21 protein-coding genes are annotated in these 24,162 nt (G+C 41.9%); 12 read left to right on the top strand and 9 right to left on the bottom strand.

Going from position 1 to position 24,162, the window contains the following annotated elements; all coding sequences use genetic code 11:
- The first annotated feature begins 386 nt into the window (after positions 1–386).
- Both hipB and ACXJY6_RS17760 read left to right on the top strand, forming a co-directional pair.
- Positions 387–635, top strand: coding sequence for a type II toxin-antitoxin system antitoxin HipB (gene hipB / locus ACXJY6_RS17765; RefSeq protein WP_458769148.1), 249 nt, complete (start codon positions 387–389; stop codon positions 633–635).
- On the top strand, positions 635–1,936 hold the full coding sequence (locus ACXJY6_RS17760; RefSeq protein WP_458769147.1) for a type II toxin-antitoxin system HipA family toxin: 1,302 nt from the start codon (positions 635–637) through the stop codon (positions 1,934–1,936). The genes hipB and ACXJY6_RS17760 overlap by 1 nt, the downstream gene beginning before the upstream one ends.
- A gap of 161 nt (positions 1,937–2,097) precedes the next feature.
- Here the strand turns inward: ACXJY6_RS17760 and ACXJY6_RS17755 are convergent, their stop codons facing one another.
- Positions 2,098–3,357 (bottom strand): type II toxin-antitoxin system HipA family toxin, encoded by a 1,260-nt coding sequence (locus ACXJY6_RS17755; RefSeq protein ID WP_458769146.1) that lies wholly within the window; start codon positions 3,355–3,357, stop codon positions 2,098–2,100.
- The gene (locus tag ACXJY6_RS17750) at positions 3,357–3,677 is read right to left on the bottom strand and encodes a helix-turn-helix domain-containing protein (RefSeq protein ID WP_458769145.1); all 321 of its coding nucleotides are present in this window, start codon (positions 3,675–3,677) and stop codon (positions 3,357–3,359) included. The genes ACXJY6_RS17755 and ACXJY6_RS17750 overlap by 1 nt, the downstream gene beginning before the upstream one ends.
- A gap of 471 nt (positions 3,678–4,148) precedes the next feature.
- On the opposite strand from ACXJY6_RS17750, the gene ACXJY6_RS17745 reads away from it, so the two are divergent.
- On the top strand, positions 4,149–4,862 hold the full coding sequence (locus ACXJY6_RS17745; RefSeq protein ID WP_458769144.1) for a DUF1223 domain-containing protein: 714 nt from the start codon (positions 4,149–4,151) through the stop codon (positions 4,860–4,862).
- A gap of 332 nt (positions 4,863–5,194) precedes the next feature.
- The gene (locus tag ACXJY6_RS17740; RefSeq protein ID WP_458769143.1) at positions 5,195–6,079 is read left to right on the top strand and encodes a glycosyltransferase family 2 protein; all 885 of its coding nucleotides are present in this window, start codon (positions 5,195–5,197) and stop codon (positions 6,077–6,079) included.
- 115 nt (positions 6,080–6,194) lie between these two features.
- Here ACXJY6_RS17740 and ACXJY6_RS17735 read toward each other — a convergent pair whose 3' ends face one another.
- Positions 6,195–8,144 (bottom strand): DUF2264 domain-containing protein, encoded by a 1,950-nt coding sequence (locus tag ACXJY6_RS17735; protein WP_458769142.1) that lies wholly within the window; start codon positions 8,142–8,144, stop codon positions 6,195–6,197.
- Between the two features lie 308 nt (positions 8,145–8,452).
- On the opposite strand from ACXJY6_RS17735, the gene ACXJY6_RS17730 reads away from it, so the two are divergent.
- The 3 genes from ACXJY6_RS17730 to ACXJY6_RS17720 all read left to right on the top strand — a co-directional run bounded on the left by ACXJY6_RS17730 (position 8,453) and on the right by ACXJY6_RS17720 (position 13,092).
- Positions 8,453–10,117: a transporter substrate-binding domain-containing protein gene (locus ACXJY6_RS17730; protein ID WP_458769141.1), complete on the top strand. Its 1,665-nt coding sequence runs from the start codon at positions 8,453–8,455 to the stop codon at positions 10,115–10,117.
- 13 nt (positions 10,118–10,130) lie between these two features.
- A complete protein-coding gene (locus tag ACXJY6_RS17725) occupies positions 10,131–11,534 on the top strand; it encodes a sigma-54-dependent transcriptional regulator (RefSeq protein WP_456052420.1) in 1,404 nt (467 codons plus the stop codon).
- 274 nt (positions 11,535–11,808) lie between these two features.
- Positions 11,809–13,092, top strand: a complete 1,284-nt coding sequence (locus ACXJY6_RS17720) for a dicarboxylate/amino acid:cation symporter (protein WP_458769140.1) — start codon at positions 11,809–11,811, stop codon at positions 13,090–13,092.
- Positions 13,093–13,152: 60 nt separating this feature from the next.
- On the opposite strand, the gene ACXJY6_RS17715 is transcribed toward ACXJY6_RS17720, so the two are convergent.
- The gene (locus ACXJY6_RS17715) at positions 13,153–14,052 is read right to left on the bottom strand and encodes a LysR substrate-binding domain-containing protein (protein WP_458769139.1); all 900 of its coding nucleotides are present in this window, start codon (positions 14,050–14,052) and stop codon (positions 13,153–13,155) included.
- Positions 14,053–14,149: 97 nt separating this feature from the next.
- On the opposite strand from ACXJY6_RS17715, the gene cuyB reads away from it, so the two are divergent.
- Positions 14,150–14,863: a cysteate racemase gene (gene cuyB, locus ACXJY6_RS17710; protein WP_458769138.1), complete on the top strand. Its 714-nt coding sequence runs from the start codon at positions 14,150–14,152 to the stop codon at positions 14,861–14,863.
- Between the two features lies 1 nt (position 14,864).
- Here the strand turns inward: cuyB and ACXJY6_RS17705 are convergent, their stop codons facing one another.
- From ACXJY6_RS17705 to ACXJY6_RS17685, 5 genes are all read right to left on the bottom strand, one after another.
- Positions 14,865–16,466 carry a diguanylate cyclase domain-containing protein gene (locus ACXJY6_RS17705; protein WP_458769137.1) on the bottom strand — a complete coding sequence of 534 codons (1,602 nt, stop codon included), beginning with the start codon at positions 16,464–16,466 and terminating at the stop codon, positions 14,865–14,867.
- The gene (locus ACXJY6_RS17700; RefSeq protein WP_456052425.1) at positions 16,456–16,806 is read right to left on the bottom strand and encodes a type 2 periplasmic-binding domain-containing protein; all 351 of its coding nucleotides are present in this window, start codon (positions 16,804–16,806) and stop codon (positions 16,456–16,458) included. The genes ACXJY6_RS17705 and ACXJY6_RS17700 overlap by 11 nt, the downstream gene beginning before the upstream one ends.
- 74 nt (positions 16,807–16,880) lie before the next feature.
- Entirely contained in the window at positions 16,881–18,131 is a 1,251-nt protein-coding gene (locus tag ACXJY6_RS17695; protein ID WP_458769136.1) for a hypothetical protein, read from the bottom strand.
- Between the two features lie 291 nt (positions 18,132–18,422).
- Entirely contained in the window at positions 18,423–19,790 is a 1,368-nt protein-coding gene (locus ACXJY6_RS17690) for a short-chain fatty acid transporter (RefSeq protein WP_456052427.1), read from the bottom strand.
- 384 nt (positions 19,791–20,174) lie between these two features.
- Positions 20,175–20,762: a LysE family translocator gene (locus ACXJY6_RS17685; RefSeq protein ID WP_456052491.1), complete on the bottom strand. Its 588-nt coding sequence runs from the start codon at positions 20,760–20,762 to the stop codon at positions 20,175–20,177.
- A 109-nt stretch (positions 20,763–20,871) separates the two neighbouring features.
- Here ACXJY6_RS17685 and ACXJY6_RS17680 point away from each other — a divergent pair, with 109 nt between their 5' ends.
- The 4 genes from ACXJY6_RS17680 (at position 20,872) to ACXJY6_RS17665 (ending at position 24,154) form a co-directional block, all read left to right on the top strand.
- On the top strand, positions 20,872–21,312 hold the full coding sequence (locus tag ACXJY6_RS17680; protein WP_456052492.1) for an Lrp/AsnC family transcriptional regulator: 441 nt from the start codon (positions 20,872–20,874) through the stop codon (positions 21,310–21,312).
- Between the two features lie 120 nt (positions 21,313–21,432).
- A complete protein-coding gene (locus ACXJY6_RS17675; protein WP_458769135.1) occupies positions 21,433–22,344 on the top strand; it encodes a DMT family transporter in 912 nt (303 codons plus the stop codon).
- The gene (gene arfB, locus ACXJY6_RS17670) at positions 22,344–22,757 is read left to right on the top strand and encodes an alternative ribosome rescue aminoacyl-tRNA hydrolase ArfB (RefSeq protein ID WP_458769134.1); all 414 of its coding nucleotides are present in this window, start codon (positions 22,344–22,346) and stop codon (positions 22,755–22,757) included. The genes ACXJY6_RS17675 and arfB overlap by 1 nt, the downstream gene beginning before the upstream one ends.
- Positions 22,758–22,837: 80 nt before the next feature.
- Positions 22,838–24,154, top strand: coding sequence for an MFS transporter (locus ACXJY6_RS17665; protein ID WP_458769133.1), 1,317 nt, complete (start codon positions 22,838–22,840; stop codon positions 24,152–24,154).
- The last annotated feature ends 8 nt before the right edge of the window (positions 24,155–24,162 follow it).

Genomic DNA, 24,162 nt, shown 5'->3' with positions numbered 1-24,162 from the left:
AGCATCTGCCATGATTTTTACCACTTGAGCGTTGTTATATCTTGGGCTTAATTTTGTCCAAAAGTAAGTTAAAAACACACTTAGTATTCCAAGCAATAATCAACAATGTATTAGTCATTTAATTTCATTCAGATAAAGTAAAAATTCACCTGGCACTAGCCCAATAAGTAAAAATGGGGTATCTCAGGACATCCCGTTTTTCGTTGTAAACCCCTACAAATCCTAAAAATGGCCGCCATGCACATGCTACCGAGCTTCTTACCCCCACTAAAGGATAATAATCCACATATACCCACAAGAGGATAAATCAATCTTTACCCCCACTAGGGGATATGCTAGAGTTTATACCTAGAAGGGGATAATCCTGCTTATTGAGAGCTGAACAAATGATATATAGTCCAAAACAACTCGCAGATATGATGCTCCTAGTACGCCAAAAGAACGGCTGGACGCAATCAGAGCTCGCAAAAAAAGTGGGGATAAAACAAGCAACCATCTCAAACTTTGAGAATAATCCTAACAAAACGACCCTCTCGACCTTCTTTAAGCTTGCCCAAGCAATGGAACTAACATTGAGTATCCAAGAAAAATCACAGGTAGCTTCGTTAAATAAAAATGATGATGAGAGTTGGTAATGCAGAAGCTAATCGCATACATGAATGGTGAACTTGTTGGCACTCTAGAGAAACATAAGAATGGTGCTCACGCTTTTCAATATGATGAAAGCTGGATAAATAATGCTAAGACTCGCCCACTATCATTATCTTTAAAGCTTCAATTCCCCACTATCACTTCCGATGCGGTTATAAACTATTTTGACAATCTCTTGCCAGACAGTCCTCAAGTCAGAGAGAGAATCGTTTCAAGATACAATACCTCATCCAAACAACCCTTCGACCTCCTTAAAGAAGTCGGTAAAGATAGCGTCGGTGCGATTGTATTGCTTCCACCCGATCTTCCCTATAAAAAAGAAGCACTTAGCTACGAAGTACTTGAAGACAAAAAATTAAAGTCTGTTCTTTCTGCATACAAGTCTGATATTCCACTCGGGATGCTCGAGGAAGAAGATGACTTTAGAATCTCGGTAGCAGGTGCTCAAGAGAAAACGGCGCTCCTATTCATTAACGGGCAATGGTGTATACCGAAAGGAAATACGCCAACAACCCATATAATCAAACTGCCGATAGGCGAGATACAACAAGCCAATGCGACACTCGATCTCAAGGACAGTGTCGAAAACGAATACCTGTGTATTGAGCTAGCTAGAGCACTGGGATTCGCAGTTCCCAACGTCAATATAATAGAAATTGATAACCTTAAAGCTCTAGCAGTAGAACGATTTGATCGACGCTGGACAAAAGACAAATCAACTTTGCTTCGCCTTCCTCAAGAAGATATGTGCCAAGTATTTGGTATTCCATCCTCCATTAAATACGAATCTCAAGGCGGCCCAGGAATAGCACAGATCATGGAGCTGTTAATGGGTTCAAGTCATGCTCTAGAAGATCGATATAACTTCATGAGGTTCCAAGTATTTCAATGGCTCATTGGCGCTACAGATGGGCACGCTAAGAACTTTTCGATCTATATTGATAAAGGCGGGAGCTACCGACTCACTCCATTCTACGATATTTTGTCAGCCTACCCACTACTGGGAGGAAAAGGACTCAATATCAGAAAGCTAAAGCTGGCGATGGGATTGAAAGCAACGAAAGGCAAGAAGTATGAAATCAGTAAAGTCCTGCCTCGTCACTTTTTAGATACCGCCAAAGCAGTAAACTTTAGTCAGGATAAAATGCAAGAGATACTGAATGAAATGAAAAGCGCGCTACCTGACGCTATTTTACAAGTAAGAGCGAAACTACCTGAAGGCTTTCCCGAGCACATTTCAGACTCAATTTTTGACAATGCTAAGAAAATAGCTCAGAAGATTTAGCGATATAAAAACCAGACTTTTCAAGGTTATTTATATAGAAGGACGCGGGGTCACCTCCCGCCAGCCCACCAATTCAACATCTCAAAACGTCCTAGGGCGTCTTTTTTTTCTTGTAATAATTAAAAAATCAATAGGTTAGAATTTATTAAGGTTTTTAGCGTCTACAAAGAAATTACGAAGTCATCACTCAACTTACCCCAGTGTTTCCTTAGCGCATCTTTTTGCTCTTCTTCCATGGGAAGCTCTTGCAGCAAATCAGGCCAGTTTTTCCGAACTAGGTTCATCACATCAATCAGGTGAGGCTTAATAGCGATCCAAGGAACGCTGGCTTTATCCGCCCATATTTCAAAATGCTTCATCGTAATATCACACCACTGCTTGGTACCAGTCATATTGAGAGCAAGACTATCGTGCTCAATGTATGGTGCTGTGAATACTACGTCGTAAAGAGGTGACAAGCGCGGAGAAAAAGCGTCACTATAAATCAACGTCCAGTTTTTAAGGTGTGCATCGCCATTTCCAAGCAAGATGTTAATCAGCAGCCTTCTTGCCATCTGCTGAATATCACTTAATCGTTCAGTGCTTGATTGATAGAGTGCGCTACCAAGCTGCTCATAGTTAACCCGTTGATATTTATCCGAAGGGTAAAGGCCGAAAACTTGAGCAAAATCCTCAGTATGGATACGCCCTTTGTCGCTGCGGTCAAACCGCTTGATTCCATAAGCATATTGCTCATCCGGTAATTTGATATTGGGTAGCCCCTCAAGCTCTTTCAGTTCGATTAGCCGAACTTCCGGAATGTCAGCACCTGCCGCCTCAGCCAGTTTCATACAGGTATACTCATTGACGGGAACACCTTTATGGACAGTAGATGGGGTTTTAATAATCCACATATCCTCAGAAATTTCCTGGTCGATATGGTATCGCCCATCTAGATGTGATGAGGAAAACTTCATCTGTACACCAGCCAATGAAAACTTGGTATCAGCATGCCTAACGTCAATTTGTTGAGGCTCTGTCGATAATCGCTGCTCTAGCGCCCAATTGGGCATATCACCAGCTTTTATCGGTTTAACAATTAATGCTCCAGGCAAGTTAGCGCCTAGGTAAGCAAGGATTGAGAACTCATTGTTTACGTGGCATTGGAGTGCTTTGGCTGTCAGCTCTCTTAATACTCCCTCTGGCAACAGGTTGGATAATACCGGCGGGATCTTATCAGTCCGAATCTGAGACTTACTTAAATAGTTAGGATCGCGTAGTTGCCTCAAGGTAAAAACAGGCCGTTTCTCAGTTGGCATCGCAACAAATTCGGGATTGAAGGTCAGTATGTTCTTCCCACCAGCATAATGCGCAATAACAGCGACATCGATACCGTGTAGTTGGATGTTTAGACCTTCAACTTTCTCGATCTGCTTTCTCATTAGTTACCCTCTGAGTTGAACCAAAAATCAAGGTCATCAGAGTCATCTTCTAGCTTACCTTTGCCAAGTTCACTTTGGTTATCTGATACGCTTTCGATTCGAGAAAGGTTCGATTTATCTCCCTTCGGAACAATAGAAAGCTCTAAATCCAGCCCTTCCAACACTCTGAGCAAGGTTGATAGTTTTACGTCACTACCCGCTTCAATGCGTTGATATTGTTGCTGCTTCATACCGATTCGCATGTACATATCTTTTTGCTCGATGCCTAGCTTTTTACGTTGCTCAATGAGCAGCGCTGCAATTTCATCAATATTCTTCATCAGACATCCAAAACAACTAAAAAGTTGTATAACCCACCACAAACAACATTTTAGTTGTAATTAATCAAATTAACAACTTAAAAGTTGTACAAGACGCAAAGAACAATCTAGAAGTTGTACTGTAAATATGGATAAAAATGGCCGCCATACAAATGCTACAGAGCTCCATACCTCAAATAAGAGATAAGAAGCTTTAGCGATATAAAAACCAGACTTTTCGAGGGAATTTATATAGAAGGACGCGGGTCCAGTTCCTTTTTTTCGTTCTAGGCATTCCTTAGATTCCCTCACCGCAGTTCGCTGATCAATCTTGCCAGCATTAAGCACTTTGATGCTGGCAAGGTGCAGTCACACCTTTCTTTCACGGAACTAGAGACGATAGATGCTGACTAATATAAGTAGTTACTGTTCTGTCCTGAAATAAAGAGAAAGCGGGTCTGAATGGAGTCAATGCATCAGAAGGATATTTCTATGAAGACGAAACTTCGCACGACATTATCGCTGTTTATTACGCTCGGGCTTCTGCAACCAGCACTTGCGGATCAAACTTGGCAGCACGAAGGACAACCGGCACAATTAGTTGAACTGTTTACCTCAGAAGGGTGTTCCAGCTGCCCGCCCGCAGACAAATACCTTAGCCAGTTTCAGTCAGAGTCGACATTATGGACCGAGGTGATTCCGTTAGCCTTTCATGTTGATTACTGGAATTACTTAGGCTGGGACGATGAATTTGCTCACCCATCTTTTTCTCAGCGTCAGCGCATTTATCGGAGTTTCGGCGCTACCTCATCGGTATACACTCCCGGATTTATAGTCGACGGAAAAGAGTGGCAAGGTTATTTTTCTCGTCGTGACTTACCCAAATCTCAGCAGATAAAAGCTGAAAAGCTAACACTAAAGCAGTCGGGCAACCGCTTTGAAGTTTCTTACCCTTCTGATCAACGTTATATCGCCCATATTGCAATACTGGCAATGGATGAGGAAACCAAGGTCAAAGCGGGTGAAAACAGGGGTAAAAAGCTGGAACATGACTTTGTGGTGTTGGAAAAGCAGCAAAAAACGGCGGAGTCACAATGGGCATTTAATTTACCGTCATTACCGGAAAACAGTGATGCGGTGGCCGTGTGGCTGACAAAAGAAGATGGATTTTTGCCAGTTCAAACCGTCGCTGGGTATCTTAAATAACCTCTGCTTGAAGTAGCTCACAGGGCCTTGTGTCAGCAATAGCACTGCTGGCACACGTTAAGCCCTATCATTTAACGCGAGTTTGAGCTCAAGAGCGGCACAATCTGCACATGTACAAATGATGAGATTCACCATTAATAACACCGACTGTCAAAATAGGATAAATACTTTTGTGCTATATTTACCCTCCACCACAAGACCACAATATAAATAGGGACTAGGTTCAATAGTGCAACTGTGATCTAGAGGGTTTTCTGATGGGATCCTAAAGATAAATAGTACTCATTGATGAGTAAAAGTCCCCGACAGTATGTGTAGTGATTGAATCTTTTATGAAAATTAGCGCGGTAATTACCACTTACAATAGACCAGATTTTTTCTATGAATCTGTTTCAAGTGTTTTACGTCAAACTCGACCTGCAGATGAGATCATAGTTATTGATGATTGCTCAACCACATCTTATGAAAACGTACTGACTTCATTACCACAAGACCGTATTGTCTACGTTCGCTTACCTGAACCGGGTGGAGCAAACAAAGCGAGAAATCACGGTGTTGCACTCTCTTCAGGGGGGGTAATCTGCTTTCTCGATGATGACGATATTTGGAAACCGGACTACTTAGCAAAACACCAAAAATCTTACCTAGAAGGCGCTGATGCGGTCGTTTCCGGGTTTGAGCACTTTGGCAGCTCTAACACAATACACATTCAAAAAACGAACCGAGTGACCAGTGATGGATTAAGAACGGGTAATCCTTACTGTGGAATGAGCGGCTTTAGTGCTAAAAGAGTTCTACTTGAATCCTTAAAATTTGATGAAACTCTGACCAACGGCCAAGACTGGGATATGTATGTTCGCTTATATCAACAAGGGATCGACTTTCACAATATCGCGGAATCCATATACTTCTACCGTTATCAAACACCAGATGGGATCAGCACCAAGGTTGTAACGATGAACGTAGAGGATATTCAGCCGAGGTTTCGCTCAGCGGAGAAGCACCGAGAGTTTTTAGGTGACTATTACTATAAACAACGGATCAATGAACAACTCTTATTTTGCTTAAAGCACAAGAAAAACAAACTCTCTTGGATTCTAAAAGCTATCCAATTGACCGGAATTAGAATGACCATAACTCACTTTTATAAACGTTTTTCATTGAAAGTAAGCCATGTTCCTTGCAATACCGACATGGCCCACTCGAAACCTAGATAATTAACTTAAGTAAACCTAACTAAACCCAAGTAACTAAAATGACCGAGCACACACGGTACTTATCTCGACACTAATGACTACTAACCACTAACCATTAACCATTAAAAGCTAGAAGTTAAATATTAAAAACAGTGGCACCACTACTGTTCCACTGAAGCTCTACATGGTCTTGATAGATTTTGTAACTGCTTACTTGAAACAGCTCGCTCTCGGTAAACTTTTCTCCAGACTTTTTAACTAAAATGCTACTAATGGCGACGACAGGATCACCACAGTGTGTTGCCAATTTAGCGACGATAACGCTGCTGTTTTCAGATATTGGGTTCGTCCCTTTTCTCTGTTCAACGCGAGTCTCTTCAAATCCATAGTAAAGAATAAAGGCGAGTTGGTATTTACCATTATCAAGTATGTGGGCTTCCGCGTCCTGTTTCTCTACTTTCGATACGATGATGTTACCTTCAAACTCTGGCACCCCATAAGAAGATAAAGTCACCCGATCATTGACCTTACCTTTGTACTTATCGACTCTCAAAGTGCCATATTTCACAGGCACTTCTTGAACTATTATGGATTTATTGTCTAAGAATCGATATTGATACTTAAACTCTCTGCGAAATATTCCACCTGAATGATCAAAAGCGTCAATAATATTGGGATGATAAAGCTTACTGCCCTTCACAACATATTGCATGGTTGCAAAATCTTCGCCATCGATTTCATAAGGAAACAGTGAAGAGAAAGCCAACCTGGAGTAATGCCGCGTGTAGAGCTTGGTCTTGGTGGTATTAACCTTTGAGACCTTGAGTTCGACCGTGCCACTTTCTGGGTAACGCCATAAGCTGATGCCCGGCCCTTCCACGTTAGTAATTTGAGTTTCTTTTAAACACTCACTATCTGATGAGATACCTTCGTTACTCGCATCCCAAAATCTATGGTCATCATCAATTAACAGCGCACAGAATATCCATCCCAACATCAAGGGACTGGCTGGGCAGCTATAGGGTTGGATAATCTCATCGAATGCTCGGTAATAGCCTAGCGAAGGTATTCCATTAGCAAGCATATTCTCATTTTCAAAGAAATGCTCCATCGCTTGAAAGCTGATTTGATTGGCTTTTTCAGGCTCGATTGCACGATTTTTCTGGATTGAATTATAAATAAGAGGGACAGTAATCGCGTTTCGATAACTGCTGCTGCGCCCCCACATAATGATTCGTGATTCATCATCAAAAAAGTGGACGAAGTTATTTATAAATAAATTGGCATTTTGATCTATTTGTAAGGCCAACTCTTTTTCATATTGATTGGCATATAATTCATTCACAAGAGGGCCGAGGAAATTGTAGATCCAAGCCGTATAGTAATCGAAGCGGCCACGGTCTGAATACCAACCATCACCGACATGCAGATTCACAATATTCTGCAGATGCATTTTTAGTCTGCTCTGATCGATCGCATAGCCAACTGAATGAAGAAACGACAAAATCAATGCGTTAAAACATTGCCAGTTATGCTCATGCGTTGGCCCACTGGCGAATGAATTAAAAAAGTCACATATCGTGTTTTTTTCCGAATCCGTATAACTATCCCAAATAAACGCTTTAGTGTGATAGAGCCCTAGTGCAAGCTGAGCACACTCCACAATATGTTGAAATACGAAGTCATTTTTGCTGATTTTTTTACGATGTAACACGCCTTTTATAAATAGCTTTACCCGCTCCTCGTTATACCGCAGCTCTGAAAGGTCCTCTCTATTCATTAAATATTCGTCGCATCCTTTGGAGCACGAGTTTAATATCCACTGTTTGTAATAATCTTTTAAGCAAATTCCATTTACTGAATAATCCTGCTTATTCACCATGACGGGCGCTGCAATTAAAAAGCTTCGAGCAAGTGTTTCCATTTTGTATTCATAAAGCTTGAACTGAGAGCTGCTTTTATTTGGGTAGGCAATTTTGCTTTCATTGCCAATAATCGTTATGGGATCGTCAATATGTTGGGTGTTGGCAAAGATACCTTGAAGTAATTGCTTGGCTCTTGAGCTCCACTTCGCTTTATCACTCATAATGTACTCTCCGTATCTTCCTAAAGGCGCTATCTACCAATCGGCTGTTCTGGCTTGTTTAAGCTGTTGAAATGCGGAACTAAAGCAATAAAATCACCCGCTAAATATATCCGTCTATCATCACGAAAATTTTCCGCAGCTTTGAGCCGAATAGTCTAACTTATACGGTTTTTATCTATCTGAACCTACATCAATCTAATGCTTCTAAAGCTCAATATTCACCGCATCAAAAATAGAGTAAAATCCCCCCTCGACACCCCAAAGCTGACACATCACTTCCAACCGCCGACAAAGGAGCAACATTCTTAATGAAATATCTTGCCACCCACCTCTGCTGCTTATTTTGTCTGCTTTTTACCCATGCTCTCTATGCGCAAGAAGAGGTCATCATTGTTGGCGGTGACCACAACTTTCCACCTTATGAATTCATCAATAGTGATGGGCAACCAGATGGGTACAACACCGAGTTAACACTCGCAATTGCGGATGTTATGGGGCTCGAAGTGGAAGTCAGGTTGGCGAGTTGGGATGAGATGAAACTGAGTCTTGAAAATGGGCGCATCAATATGTTGCAGGGCATATCCTACTCTGCGGCACGAGCCCAAATTATTGATTTTACCCCACCCCACTCACTGATTCATCACTCGCTATTTGCGAGAAAAGGCAGTCCTCATATCAATAGTACCGCTGATCTATCGGGGAAAAGTGTGCTCCTACAACGTGGTGGAATCATGGCTGAGCAGCTCGCTAACTCTGGGCTGGATGCACAATTTATTTATGTCGATACTCATGCTGCTGCCCTTAGAGAATTAGCCTCGGGAAAACATGATTATGCCTTTGTTGCTAACCTGCCAGGACTTTATCTCGGCAAAGAATTAGAGCTTTCCAATATTGAAACTGCTGGACAAATTTTTGGTTCACAGCGATATGGCTATGGTGTTTTAAAAGGAAATGACGAGCTACTGGCAAAGTTTAACGAAGGACTCGCGATATTAAAAAATACCGGCAAACAAGAAGAGATCTACAATAAATGGTTTGGTTCCTACACCTCATTAGGTGTCAATTGGCAGCAAGTCACGATTTTTCTGGTGAGCTCAGCGCTGATCATCTCGTTAATATTTGGCGTAGTAATCATATGGAACCGTAGCCTAGCTAGGCAGGTGTCCATTCGAACCAAAGCACAAGAATTGCAGCACCAACAGTTGATTCAAGCCGACAAGATGGCATCACTTGGGATATTAGTATCAGGGGTTGCTCACGAGATAAATAATCCCACGAGCTTACTGCTTTTAAATCTACCGGTATTAAAAGAGTCGTTTGAAGATATCGAAGAAATTTTGGACACGCACTATGAAACCTACGGAGACTTTGATATCGCCGGGCTTAAATACAGCCGAATGAAAGACGAGTACCCCACAATGCTTAGCGACATGCTTGAAGGCACTCATCACATACGACGAATCGTCAACGATTTACGTGACTTTGCTCGCCAAGAACCTTTAGAACTCTCTGATCAAGTAGATCTGAACCAGGTGATTGCTGCGGCGATTCGCCTAACGGATCGCACCATTCGTTCATCCACCGACAACTTCACGGTGAATTACGACAATACTTTGCCACTGTTTAAAGGCAGTTCTCAACGTTTACAACAAGTTATCATCAATTTGATCGTTAATGCCTGCCAAGCACTCGAATCTAAATCTCAGCGCATCACGATTGACACCCACTACCAAACCAAGTCGAATACCATATTCATGCACGTGACCGACACTGGGGTTGGCATCGATCCCAGCCATATTAAACGATTATCGGACCCATTTTTCACCACAAAACGAGAACAGGGTGGAACTGGCTTAGGTTTATCAATATCATCCTCGATCGTTGAAGAACACCAAGGCAAACTCAGCTTTAATTCTCAACTTCAACAAGGCACGGAAGTTACTCTTTGTCTGCCGCTAAATGCAACACGTTAAGGAACTTTGCAAAATGAAAGACGTGCTCTATCCTGAATTCGGTATCATGTTGGTCGATGATGAACCTGCATTTGTTCGCAGCATGTCGCGCACATTGGAGAGGCACGGTGGCATCAACCATCTATATCAAACCAATGATAGTCGTGACGTTATGGCTCTGCTTGAGCAACACCCAGATATCGAGCTGATCCTGCTCGATCTCAATATGCCCTATCTGTCTGGGGATTCGCTGCTAGAGATGATTGTTGAAAAGCACCCGCACATAAGAGTCATCATTATTAGCGGCATGAATCAAATAGAAATGGCAGTAGACTGTATTAAGCTTGGTGCCTACGACTATTTTGTAAAAACAACCGAAGAAAATCGATTACTGGAAGGAATAAAGCGCGCTATCACAATGCAAGAAATGCGTCGTGAAAATGAAGCAATGCGGCGACGCTTTCTCTCCGATACATTAGAGCAGCCTGAAGTTTTTAGTGGCATCATTACTCAAGATAAAAAGCTACGCTCGATATTTCAATATCTAGAGTCAATCGCCAAAAGCCGTCAACCTGTGATGATTACCGGGGAAAGCGGCGTGGGCAAAGAGCGAATTGCAGAGGCGATCCACACGCTAAGTGGGCGCACGGGCAAACTGGTGAGCGTCAATATTGCTGGAATCGATGACAGTATGTTCGCCGATACCCTTTTTGGCCACAGCCGAGGGGCATTTACCGGAGCCGATAAGAAGCGAATTGGTATGGTAGAAAGTGCGGCGGATGGCACCCTATTTCTCGATGAAATTGGTGACTTAAGCTATGCCTCTCAAACAAAACTACTTCGACTGTTACAAGAGGGGGACTATTACCCGATTGGAAGTGATAAACCCAAACGCAGTCGCGCCAGAGTTGTTGTCGCCACTCACCATGATTTAAAACAGCTCGTTGAAGATGGCTCGTTTCGAAAAGACCTTTATTTTCGACTCTGCATCCATCATGTCGATATCCCTGCATTAAGAAACCGAAAAGGCGATGTTCCCCTACTTTTTGAACACTTTTTAGCTCTAGCCGCTAAAGAGCTGGGGAAAGAAGTCCCTACGTTTCCCAAAGAGTTGCCAGTTTTGCTGTCAAACTACCACTTCCCTGGAAATGTACGAGAACTGCAAGCCTTGGTCTATGACGCGGTGAGCCAACATAAAAGTCATATCTTATCGATGAAAGTGTTTCAGCGAGTCATCGATAATCATCATTTTGAACTTTCAAATGAGACTGAACACCGCGCATTATTTGATCCGAACCAACCATTACCCACACTCCAAGAGATCAGTGAACTTTTGGTTAAGGAAGCAATGAATCGCGCTCAGGGAAATCAATCTCTCGCATCTCGGTTACTGGGTATTTCTCAACCCGCGTTAAGCAAGCGCCTTAAAAAGCAGTAAAACGCCCAACAACTAATCCCTATAACTTTGGTTATAACATAACCAAAGTTATAATTAGGTAAGGCGTTGTTTTTAATTGATAATTCAATTACTAGCTAATAGGGTATAACTCTTATTATACCTTTTCTAAATGTCACTATTTTCCTTTCTCCCATAAAATCAATATATTACAGTCATATAAAAACTGGCATTCCACTTGCAATCTCTTGTCATAGGCATCGCATATTCTGCAACGAATGTGCGAACGGATTAACCTTTGAAAAGGAATTTGAATATGACCAGTAACAATTCGCTGCCACAATCCAGTGGTGGCTTTTGGAAAAACTTAGAGTTATGGAAAAAAATTGTCGTCGGCTTGATATTAGGTGTCATCGCTGGCGCAATCATGGGGCCAGATGCTGAAGCACTAAAACCAATTGGAACCTTGTTCATCAATGCCATCAAAATGCTGATTGTGCCATTGATATTCTGTTCATTGGTTGTCGGTGTTACCTCGATGGAAGACTCTCGTAAAATGGGCCGTATCGGCGCGAAAGCGATTGCTCTCTATCTTGGAACGACCGCCGTCGCAATCACCATCGGTCTCCTACTTGCGGCTATTTTAGAACCGGGGTCAGGTCTAAATATGGTCGCTCAAGATACAGGTGCTACTGGTAAAGATGCGCCACCACTTGTTCAGACTTTACTCAATATTATTCCTAAAAACCCTGTTGGCGCACTCGCTGCTGGTAACATCTTGCAGATAATTGTTTTCGCAATTGGATTAGGTATTTCACTGAACCTAATCGGCGAAAAATCGAAGCCAGCGGTTGCTGTATTTGAGAGCCTAGCAGAAGCAATGTATAAGCTTACCGAACTCGTGATGAAGTTTGCTCCATACGGTGTATTCGGTTTAATGGCTTGGGTATCAGGAAAATATGGACTCGATATCCTTCTTCCTCTAATTAAAGTGATTGCGGTTGCTTACTTAGGATCGATTCTTCATGTACTCGTATTCTACTCTGGTGTTGTTAAAGTATTTGGACGCCTTAACCCAACTCGCTACATCAAAGCTCTGACTAACCCAGCAGCAGTTGCGTTTACCACCACAAGTAGCTCTGGTACTTTACCTGCAACAATCAAAGCGGCTCGTGAAGAACTCGGTGTCTCTAAAGGGGTTTCAAGTTTCGTACTGCCTCTAGGAGCAACCATTAACATGGATGGTACCGCTCTTTACCAAGGTGTTTGTGCGCTGTTCATTGCTCAAGCCTTTGGCATTGACTTAGAAATGTCGGACTATATGGTCATCATTTTAACCTCAACACTTGCTTCTATTGGTACAGCTGGTGTTCCAGGTGCTGGTCTAATTATGCTATCACTAGTCTTAACAACTGTTGGTCTTCCTATCGAAGGGTTGGCAATCGTTGCGGGTATCGACCGTATTCTAGATATGGCTCGTACAACTGTTAACGTGTGTGGCGATATGATGGTATCTCTACTTATTGCGAAGAGTGAAAAAGAGCTGGATGAATCTGTCTATAACTCTAAAGCTAGCACCGATAAAGTAGCAAACGTTTAATATTATAAACAATCCCCAAAAAAGCAGTCGAGATTGAACTTGGCTGCTTTTTCATTTTTACTACCATTCGACATTAGAAAATTCACACAATTTTTGCCACACTCGCTCCGCAGCAGGGGGCAACTTCGCTTGCGAACGATACGCATATATTTCAGCGATCATCGTGCTATCGCTATCTAACTCATCAATGACTACCAACTGCCCAGATTCTAACTGCTTGCGAATGGAGTGCTCAGGTAACCACCCAATGCCTTCTCCTTGTACGACCAACTCTTTAACCAGCTCGGTCATCGATGACGAAAAAATCGGCTTTAATTTATATTGGTTACTGACCTCTTTTGTAAGCCTTCCCATAAAACTCCCACTCGAGTGCATAACCCAAGGGGTAATAGACTCACGTGAAAGGCGATATATAGGCTCAGAACTCTGATCCACGCCGGTAACACAGTAGATTCTCGATTGCCCAAGTCGATGAGCAACATAAGACTCTGTATGAAGTTGAGGGTTTTTATAACTCAACATTAAATCGCACGCGCTCTCTTGAAGCATACTCACCGCATCGTCAATATCGATTGCTCTAACATCCAGAACAACCGCTTTTTCCTCGGTAAACAAATTGAAGCGCATCAAGGGCAGAATATCTGTCGCAATTGAATGCCCCGCAACCAGACTCACTTTTTGATTTCCAAGTACTGTTAGGTCGTTCAACCTTTCAAGTTCGTCCTCCAGTTGAATCAGTATGCTACGTGAGCTGGTACGAAACTCGATACCGTTACTGGTTAATGAAACCGGTGTGGTATCTCGATTAACCAATAAGCAGCCAACAGCATTTTCTAACGATTGAATTCGTCGACTAAAGGCTGACTGAGTCACATTTCGCTCCGCAGCGGCTTTTGAAAAGTTACGCAGTTCAGCGAGCTTTAAAAAATCCATGATCCATTTCGTTTCAATATTCGTCACGCTACCACCCTATGCATTTATTGCATGAGTATGTCAATTATTTCATTTCTTAACAACGACGAACTTTGATAAATTTCGTTTCAAGCAAGGAGTTATTATGAATAAAAAACTTGGCATACTTGGCGGCATGGGCCCAATGGCAACGGTTGATTTTGTTAGACGCATCGTCGACAAAAGCCCGGCAAATTCAGATCAAGAACATATCCCTATGATTATATCGAATAATCCAACAATTCCAGATCGCACAAGATGCATTCTAGAACAGGGCGAAGATCCACTGGAAGTATTAAAAAACAATCTTGCCTCTCTAACAGATTCCGGTGCAACAAAAGTCGTTATTCCATGCAATACCGCGCATTATTGGTTGGACAAACTGAGCATCACCAATGCCTCTTTTATCAGCATCATAGATACAGTGACAAACGAAGCGATACGACGACAAATGAAGTGCATCGGTATTCTCGCCACCAACGCGACCATTAAAACCCATATCTATGCCGATGCGATTCGTGAAAACAATATGGAAGTACTTACCCCAACCGAAGCGGAGCAGAATCAGGTGATGGAGGGCATTTATGCGGTCAAATCTGGCGATGTAGAGAAAGGCAGACAACTTATGGAGCCAATTTTTGATTCACTGATCGCACGCGGTGCCGATGGCGTAATATTGGGTTGTACCGAGATACCACTGGCGTTCAATTCTCTTTCTAGTGATAAAAAGGAAAAGTCTTTGGACTCTTTGGATCTCTTAGCTGACCAATGCGTGCAATACTATTATTACGAAACAGACACAAACGTAGAAGCGGCCTAAGTTAACTAAAAACAGGGTCTTCTCCTGAAATACAGTAGCCGTTGCGCCCATTTTGCTTCACCAGATACATGGCTTCATCGGCGCTTTTCACCAATGTATCACGGTCGTTTCCATGTCTTGACGTTAGCACAACGCCCAAACTCGCCCCGATAACCACGGGCTCTGATTGGCTGATATTGATAGGTTTAATGAGATTTCTCAATATGGTCGAAATCACGTTTTCAACGGATAGAGGATCGACATCATGTCGAAGAATAACAAGAAACTCATCTCCCCCCCAACGACATACCAGATCTTCACTGCTTACCGATTCTTTTAAACGTATTGCGGTTTCAATAAGTACCAAGTCTCCAGCTTCATGGCCAAATTGGTCATTCACCGGTTTAAAATGATCGAGATCGATAAGTATCAGCGCGCATTGGTGTTCTGGATCTTGAGCCTCAGCAAGCAAGTCGATCATATTTCGCTCTGCTGCTCGTCGGTTGTAAAGTGTTGTCAGTGAATCAAACTCAGCTTCAAATTGATGTTGCTTCTCTCGCATTGCTCGTTCTGAAATATCGTACATCACCAGTTCAATTAACTGATTTCCTTGGTCCTCTGACGCTAATGAAAATAGACAATGGAACCATCGACGCTCTTCTAAACGACTATTATTAAGCCGGAAATCTTCTGCCATTACGCAGTCGTTCTGGCACACTAATGTTAATGTTTCATTCATTCTATCGGGGTTAATGAATATATCTGCCAAGGGTATCGCCGAAATGCTTTCATGTTTTGAATTTACATAATGCTGAACAAGGTGATCGAACGATTCATTGCAAAGCTCTACATACCCTTCTGGTGTCACCAATGCAATCCCAACACTTGATTGTTCAAAAAGCAAACGGTAGCGACGCTCTACTTTCTCAATTTTATTCCTAAGTGTTTTTTCCCGCTCTAAAGTGTCATAAATTGATGTTAATAGCTTATTTGAGTGATTAACCAACAGTCCAATTTCGTCGTTAGGATTACGGTGAATATACGTGAGAGTTTTATCTGTTCCTGGCGCAGCTTGATCAACAGCCTTCTTCATTTTAACGAGCGGGAGAGTCAGCTGCCGGTGCACCAGAAAAGTCACCATGGACACCACTATTGCAGAGTAGAAGAAGAGGATCACTGAATACAGGATGGCGATCTCTTTCGCGTTATTTTCAATCAAGCTTTGGTTGGGAATAATGGTTAGTCGGCCAACAATATCGCCAACTAGAAAAGGAGAAGGTAACTCAAAAACGATGGGTAAGACCGAAGACTTAGAATTTGACGTACCACTCTGTTCTGAAAAATCATTATCATCTTCGATACTCGCAATATCCACAATATCATTTTTAGCTAAGCCACTAACAACCTCTTGGGCGAGTTCTTGATTATTGAGATAGGCAGAAATAGCTGCGTTACTTTCAACGGTGTGAGCAAGCTGAGTTATTCGAGAGTTCTGCTCTGAGATTTCTTTTGTATACAGTTGAAAATAAAAGAAAATAGTTAGAAATAATGTCAATAATAGCGTCAATAGAAACACAGAGCCTGCGACACGGTACGCAAGTGTGTTTTTAAGACTATTCCACACGAAAAACTTCCTTCACCGACGAATCGAGAAAATCACTATCGATATAACCGATTGCATTTGGATTCTCCTGAACGAGCCGTCTAATTTCTTCGGATCTATTTGCAATTCTTGGTGGGGTTGCTCTACCGGTAAATAGCAGTCGAGCCCAGTACGCATTAACTTGAGCAACACTTTTATTTACCAGTGAATGATAGAACTTTTGTCTCACTTTAGAGTCCGTATTTTGATCCAAGGTTATGGTTTTTAATCCATTTGGAAAAGCATGAGTTTTACCCATATATAAATCGATAAGTTCACGTTTTGAAAGCGTTGATACATTATTTTCAGAGTTAACAATCACAGCAATCTCTCCGGCCTGTACCGGATAAAATGTGTGAATCACTATCAACAAAAATATGGCTAACTTTTTCATAATCAAAATATAAAGCTACAGTTGAGAGAATAAGTATCGAGCGTCACCGAAGTTGTGTTGACGGAATCAAAATTCCACAACTCACCTCCATAAGGTTCTACCCACGTGCGGTCCCATTGTACTGTCAGCGAAAGGTTGTTCACTACATCCCAACTCGCACCAACAGATAAACTTTTTTGATCGAATGTTGAACTGTAGATGCTCGAGACTGCATCTTGTAACGATGATAAAAACACAGGCGCATTTGATGAAATACTTCTATCATCAACGGGTTCAACAAAGCCTCCTAATATAAATGGTGTGATGCTTTCCAATCGTCGAGCGACACTCAAATATCCGGTGTAAAATGTTGGGAACACTTTACTCTCGGTATCGGCATAACTCAGTTCAGATTGTGCGACCCAATCCCCGTTATCATATAACCCACCAAGAGAAGCATATGTTACCGAAGTACCGTCAACTTCTAAGTCAGAAGAAATGGAGTCAGCTTCATTCCAGAATGCTGACGATTGATCTAAGGCATCTCTCAACTCGTTGATAAAATCGACATCTGACGCTAGCGTCGCGTTTGCTAACGCAGCATGGAGCATCCAGTTATCTTGGCTGTAACGCAGTGTAGTTCCTACTAGTGATTCATAATCAAGCTTGACCACATAACCTGCCATTTCTGACGTCTGAGTCGTACTTCCTCCGTATAAACTCACCTGAAGGTGCCCAAGATCGGTTGGAACACGATAGCCAATTTCAGCACCGTCGTAATAATCCATACCAAACGCACCATAAAACTCCAATGAAGCATGGGCCCAAGGGTAAGCGTAACCAACGTTTCGATACTCTGATAGCATGTAGACATCAAGCCCAAGCCTACCTATGCGCGCATAAAATTCATTTGGGGAATATTTAAGGAAAGCTCGTTCAATATTTTCTTCAAGATCATCATCATATCGATTTCTAAAAACGAGCTGCACGCTGGCTTCAAGAGAGTCGGTTATCGAGCTATCTAATTGCAATCCAAAAAGTGACTCATCCCAAGATACTTTATCGGTACTGATGTCTCTGGATAAATAGTCAGGTGTGTATATTTCATCATTGCCGCTTTGAGTTATTGCTACCGTGCCAAAACCATGTACACGAAACCTTTCTAAATCTAATTCACTACTAAATACAGATGTAGATATCGACAGTGCGCCAGAGGCGAGCAGCAGAACTTGCGTTTTGGTTATGTTAAAGGATGAGTATTTTAAGGGGCTCATAATGCAGTTTGGCGACCGAACATAAGTAAGCCTAAACAATTTTTTAATCTAACCATATGCTTAATCTCACTTACTTGAATAGAGGAATAAATAGATAGCACCCTAAAGCGCTATGTTTATAAAAAGTATAATATAAATTTCTCTTTTCGCCAGAAATTGCCACATCAATTCCCTTTAAACCAAGCCTTTAGACCAAGTCCTTAAACCAAGCCCTAAACCAGACCTCCATACATTGCATAAAAAAACCTCAGTGCTTCATCAACACTGAGGTTTCCTTTTCAAGAGAACGGTTTACATTATCTGAGGAAGAATCAGCAACCCTAATGAAGTGATAATAGTCCAGATAAACCAAATGAAGGCCATGAACCCCCAAACATGTTTCAGTTTCATGCCTACCAACGCAAGCGCTGGAATCACATAAAGTGGCTGAATTAAGTTGGTGGCTTCATCACCAAGAATAAAGGCATTAACCACAGTCGGAATATCAGCACCGATACTTAGAGCCGCATCAATAAGAATTGGACCTTGGATAATCCATTGCCCACCTTGAGATGGAATAAACAGATTCACTACTGACGCCGAAATATAAGAGAATAAAGGAAGTGTACCTGGCGAAGCTGACTGAATAAGGAAGTTTGCCATATCCGTTGCAATACCAGATGCGGCCATTAATCCCATAATGCCACTATAGAATGGGAACTGCAGCATGATGGGGGCGGCTGACTTGATCGCATCGCCAAATGCCTTAGTAAATTTGACTGGTGTACTGTATAAAAATACATTCAAAATCAAAAACATAAAAATAACAAAGTTGAAGTTCAACGAATTTAGGAAGCCTTTACTCGCAATTGACTGTCCAATAATAAATAGCCCTGCCGCGCCCAAAATATACATAATAACGCGGTTGTTATTCATCTTATCCGCAGGGGTTTCATCTTCTACTTCTTCTTCTTTCTGCGCTTTGATTTCGCCTTCATAGCAAATGACATCAGATTCAGGCGCCTTGGTCATAAGCGTAATCATTACGGTGACAAACGCCAGCAAAAAGAACAAAGCTGTATTAACTGGATTATACGTTGTCTCGCTTTGCGGCAATACTCCGACTTTATCGACAAGAAAATGATCTGAGCCCGCAAGTAAGGCGTATGCAGATGCACTTGGACACCAAGACTGACCCAGTAACATTGTCGAATAACCCGCCGCAATAAGAAGTGGGAAATGAAGCCCTTTCACACTTTTCGATAAATACATTGCTAAGATTGGCGTTAGAATTAAAGAAAATGACCAGTTAATCACACTTGAAGCAAGACCAAATACAAGCAACACAATAATGGCTGCCACTCGGCTTTTTACTTTAAGCGCGACTTTTTCTAACCCCACAGAAATAAGAGGTGACTTCGCTGCAGCGCCACATACCATCACCATAAGTGACATTTGAAAAGCAAATCCATTCATTGCCCATATTTTACTATACCAGCCATCAACCAAATCATTGGCCGAAGTACCCGAAATCAATCCCATAGCAAAAATAACAATGCTAAGAATGATACAAAATACGAATGAATCTGGAATATATCGATCGGCGGCAAACTGAAACTTTTTCGAAAAATTCCAGAGAAACGATCCATTGTTTTGAAGTGTCGACGTTGTAGTGTTCATACACTCTCCATAATATAAATGTAGGGTTTATTTCTTATGATTTATTATTACTACTTATAATTTACTTATTATTTTTACTAATTTTTGTTTAGTTAAAACTATATTTAACTCGTCAAAAACCCCCACACGATTACTCATATATAGGAATAGAGAGATCGTACAGAGACGTATTTAGACAACAAAGTAAACATAATAAGAATCGCGATGGTTAGAATTAAATTATCATTCAATTCAAAATTCATCATAAAGTTTTAGAATTATAAATAACTGGGTTTTAGTCACTAAATATTAGTAACACACCCTTCATATATGGAAAGCATGTTCTTATCTATAAAATGATATTGATTTACATTTAACTCAATTTATTATTCGATCAATCTCAAATTACAGCACCAAAGGCAGTGTAGACCCTACCAATAACGCCGCCATTACCCCATTAAATAAACGAATATGCGTCGGGCTTTTAAGTAACTGACTAATTTGCTTTCCAGCAAAAACCCAAGTCGTACACGATGGAATGTTGATCGCGACAAATGTCAGCGTAATTAAAATCAAACCATACATCGAAGCTTCTGGATTATATAAACTCACTGCGGTTAGCGCCATTGACCAGCCTTTTGGGTTCACCCATTGAAACATTGCAGCAGATAAAAACGTCATCGGTTTATAGTCTTGATTTTCCAATGATGGTTTGCTCGTTGCAATTTTAAACGCCAAATATAATAAATAGACAATACATAGGCTATTTAATATCTGATGCAGAGCTGGAAAATGCTCAAATAAATTTTGAACTCCGATACCAACCAAAAACACCATCATCCCAAAGCCCAGAGCAACCCCTAAAATATGAGGAATGGTACGGCTCACACCAATATTGGCACCCGATGCCAATAACATCATGTTATTTGGCCCTGGAGAAAAAGTAGACACAAAGACGAAAAGAGCCAGAGCAATAAAATGGTCGAACATTATGACGTTCCTTTATTTAAGTAATCAAGATAGATAAAGAATACGTAGTAAATGACGCAATTTCGTGTTTATATTGTTTAACAAAGTTGATATTCAACAACAAATGGTCGATATGGATAAGTTTAACGAAAGAATCTTGCACGAGCTTCAACTCAACGGAAAATTAACCAATGTCGAGTTATCTGAACGTGTTGGTTTATCACCTTCAGCAACGCTAAGGCGAGTTCAAGAACTAGAGCGAAGTGGCATCATTAAGGGCTACCGTGCTGTGGTTGACAAACAGAAGTTGGAAATCGGGTTTGTTGCTTATGTTTCAATCGGTTTATCTGATCATGGTAAGAAAGCGCAAGTCGCATTTGAAGAGCATGTTCAATTTATTCCTGAAGTGGTTGAGTGCCATAATATTACCGGTATGAACGAATACCTGATTCGAGTAGAAACAAAAGATTTACACACATTTAAGCGTTTTCATGCCGACGTATTAGGTGAATGTCCTCAAGTACGTTCCATTACCACGATGGTTGTAATGGAATCGACCAAAGATGAGCGCTAAAACTCGACTAGCCAGTAAAACCGCGAGAATTTAATCGATCATTTTTACCACTATTTGCCAAGACAATGTTCTGAAATCGAGCTAAAGTAGCGGCTTTAGTATTCTCGCTTTCGGTCTGTTATGAAATCCCTATCAACGCTCTTTACTCACATTCCAATGGGTTTGAAATATATTTTAATTTCGACCCTTGGATTTGCCTTTATGTCAGCGGCCGTTAAATGGGTGAGCATTAACGGTATCCCAGTTTTTGAAATTGTCGCCGCCCGCGCGCTCGTTTCTCTTTGCATTAGCTACCTAGATGTTAAGAGAAAAGGCATCTCTATTTGGGGAAATAACAAACTGCTTCTGTTGGCTCGAGGGACTGTGGGCACACTCGCTCTGATGTGTGTCTACTATGCGTTGACGACAATTCCATTAGCAGAAGCGACCATTTTGCAATATACCTATCCCCTGTTTACTTCTTTGCTCGCGGTGGTGTTTTTAAAAGAGCGCATTCAAATGACAACGTTAATATGCATCGCTGTTTCATTCATTGGTCTATGGTGTGTTATTCAGCCTTCTCTTGACCATCAAACAGCTCATCAATTACCGCTATTTAGTGTTGGCATGGCACTAATGGGGGCGTTTGGTAGCGCTATTGCTTATGTGATAGTTAGAAAGCTCAGTCAAACAGAAGATAGCTCGGTAATCATCTTCTATTTTCCCCTGGTTGCACTTCCCTTTTCGCTCTTCATGATGGGCGACAGTTTTGTTATGCCAGATTTCAACTTAACGATACTTCTCGTTCTGGTGGGAGTGTTTACTCAAATGGGACAGTTCGGGCTGACTAAAGCCATGAAAACACTCACCGCTGGTAATGCATCGGCATTGGGGTACATTCAAATTGTATTCACGACAATCATTGGTATCGTAGTCTTTAATGAGATTCCGGTGGGGTGGACCTACTTAGGAGGCGCACTTATTATTATCGGTGCTCTCATTAATGTGTTCGGCCCTAAACTGCACCGGACTCTTCGTGGGAGAGATGTGTAATGCTGAAAATATCAAACTCTGTGTCGATTCCCGATAGCGAGATTGAAATGACCGCGATTCGCTCAATGGGAAATGGCGGGCAAAATGTGCAAAAAGTCGCTTCCGCCATTCATTTGCGCTTCGATATACACGCATCGTCACTGCCTGAGATATATAAAAGTCGGCTACTCGGATTAAATGACTCTCGTATAACCAAGGAAGGCGTGATCATTCTTAAAGCTCAGGTTTATCGGACTCAAGAACAAAACCGAATGGATGCGTTAGCGCGTCTCAAAGAGATCATTACCGCCGCGATGGTTGTTCAAAAAACGCGCCGCCCAACCAAGCCAACACGTTCTTCTAAATTAAAACGAATGACTGGGAAAAAGAAGCAAGGCCAGAAAAAAGCGCTAAGAGGAAGAGTCACCGATTAGTTGACCCGCTACAAAGCACCCCTCGATACATACTGCTATTTTAAATCTCAATTAGAGTCTAACCCGTATAGGATCCTATTATGAGCAAGCTTCAAATAAGCTCTATTTACGACAAAATTATTAGTGACGATGACGCTCGCGCCTGCAAATCGATCCCCGAATCTGCCTGTAAAGAAGTCCCGGGTAACTTTGTAAAAATGATTCTCGCTCAATTCCTAACTAAGATTGGCGATGCACTAATTAACCCCAAAGTCACGCTACCGTGGATTTTGCAAAGTTTAGGAGCGCCCGCCTATTTAATTGGTTGGCTTGTCCCGATCCGAGAAGCTGGCTCTCTATTACCTCAATTAGCTATTGCCAGCTATATTCGTACTCTTCCAATCCGAAAATGGACATGGATTGCAGGCAGTGTTCTTCAGGCCCTCGCCATGTTTGCGATTGCCCTAAGTGCCTTTTATCTTGAAGGGGCAACAGCGGGTTGGACCATCATCGTTTTTCTAATCTTATTTAGCTTTTCCCGAGGCTTAACATCGGTTGCGGCTAAAGACGTATTGGGAAAAACGATTCCGAAGAGCCAACGAGGGCAAGTAAATGGCCTTTCGACCAGTTCAGCTGGTTTTGTGACTCTCATCCTCGCAATATTGATGATGATTTCAACATGGTTTAACTGGCAAGCAGGTCACAGTTTCTATGCTATAAGCCTTGCTGTGGCTGGATTCATATGGCTTGCCGCGTCATTCGTTTTTGCACAAATTACTGAATACCCAGGAGAAGTCGATGGTGGCAAAAACGGCTTATTAGAAGCCATAAAGCAGCTATCATTATTGAAAACCGACCGTGCTTTTCGCCATTTTGTTGCCACACGTACCCTGTTTTTATGTACAGCCCTTAGTGCGCCGTATTATGTTGTACTGTCACAAACCGCCCTTGGAAATCAAATTTGGCTGCTGGCATTTTTCATGTTCGCAAGTGGCTTAGCGTCATTTGTGTCTGGACCGTTTTGGGGGCGTTTTTCCGATCGCTCAAGTAAACAAGTGATGGTCATTGGCTCATCTTTGAGTGCGGTCGTCGGTGTCATTCTTTTTCTAAGCTACTTATTAGTACCAAGTTTACTCAGTACCGCATTTTGGTTGCCATTGCTTTATTTTGTTGTCTGTATTGCACATGATGGCGTACGCGTAGGACGCAAAACGTATTTGGTTGATCTTGCCGATGGGAATAAACGAACCAGCTATGTGGCGGTGAGCAATACCGTCATCGGAGTCATGCTTCTACTGGTGAGTTTATTGGGAGCACTCGTATCAATACTTGGTATTCACGGACTCGTGCTCTTGTTCTCTTTTATAACTTTTTGTGGTGTCGCGATGGCGAAAGGCTTACCAGACGTATCACGCTAGGCAAGTCT

It is taken from the genome of Vibrio phycocola (assembly GCF_054404255.1).
The sequence above is the reverse complement of the archived record's forward strand: the minus strand, read 5'-3'. Positions and strand labels throughout refer to the sequence as shown.

Excerpts from the sequence above, each read along its gene's own strand:
- ACXJY6_RS17680 (WP_456052492.1), top strand. The coding sequence starts at position 20,872 with ATGGATAAGTTTAACGAAAGAATCTTGCACGAGCTTCAACTCAACGGA.
- ACXJY6_RS17690 (WP_456052427.1), bottom strand. The coding sequence starts at position 19,790 with ATGAACACTACAACGTCGACACTTCAAAACAATGGATCGTTTCTCTGG.
- ACXJY6_RS17725 (WP_456052420.1), top strand. The coding sequence starts at position 10,131 with ATGAAAGACGTGCTCTATCCTGAATTCGGTATCATGTTGGTCGATGAT.
- ACXJY6_RS17730 (WP_458769141.1), top strand. The coding sequence starts at position 8,453 with ATGAAATATCTTGCCACCCACCTCTGCTGCTTATTTTGTCTGCTTTTT.
- ACXJY6_RS17750 (WP_458769145.1), bottom strand. The coding sequence starts at position 3,677 with ATGAAGAATATTGATGAAATTGCAGCGCTGCTCATTGAGCAACGTAAA.
- ACXJY6_RS17745 (WP_458769144.1), top strand. The coding sequence starts at position 4,149 with ATGAAGACGAAACTTCGCACGACATTATCGCTGTTTATTACGCTCGGG.
- cuyB (WP_458769138.1), top strand. The coding sequence starts at position 14,150 with ATGAATAAAAAACTTGGCATACTTGGCGGCATGGGCCCAATGGCAACG.
- ACXJY6_RS17755 (WP_458769146.1), bottom strand. The coding sequence starts at position 3,357 with ATGAGAAAGCAGATCGAGAAAGTTGAAGGTCTAAACATCCAACTACAC.
- ACXJY6_RS17760 (WP_458769147.1), top strand. The coding sequence starts at position 635 with ATGCAGAAGCTAATCGCATACATGAATGGTGAACTTGTTGGCACTCTA.
- ACXJY6_RS17740 (WP_458769143.1), top strand. The coding sequence starts at position 5,195 with ATGAAAATTAGCGCGGTAATTACCACTTACAATAGACCAGATTTTTTC.
- hipB (WP_458769148.1), top strand. The coding sequence starts at position 387 with ATGATATATAGTCCAAAACAACTCGCAGATATGATGCTCCTAGTACGC.
- ACXJY6_RS17695 (WP_458769136.1), bottom strand. The coding sequence starts at position 18,131 with ATGAGCCCCTTAAAATACTCATCCTTTAACATAACCAAAACGCAAGTT.
- ACXJY6_RS17720 (WP_458769140.1), top strand. The coding sequence starts at position 11,809 with ATGACCAGTAACAATTCGCTGCCACAATCCAGTGGTGGCTTTTGGAAA.
- arfB (WP_458769134.1), top strand. The coding sequence starts at position 22,344 with ATGCTGAAAATATCAAACTCTGTGTCGATTCCCGATAGCGAGATTGAA.
- ACXJY6_RS17665 (WP_458769133.1), top strand. The coding sequence starts at position 22,838 with ATGAGCAAGCTTCAAATAAGCTCTATTTACGACAAAATTATTAGTGAC.
- ACXJY6_RS17675 (WP_458769135.1), top strand. The coding sequence starts at position 21,433 with ATGAAATCCCTATCAACGCTCTTTACTCACATTCCAATGGGTTTGAAA.
- ACXJY6_RS17735 (WP_458769142.1), bottom strand. The coding sequence starts at position 8,144 with ATGAGTGATAAAGCGAAGTGGAGCTCAAGAGCCAAGCAATTACTTCAA.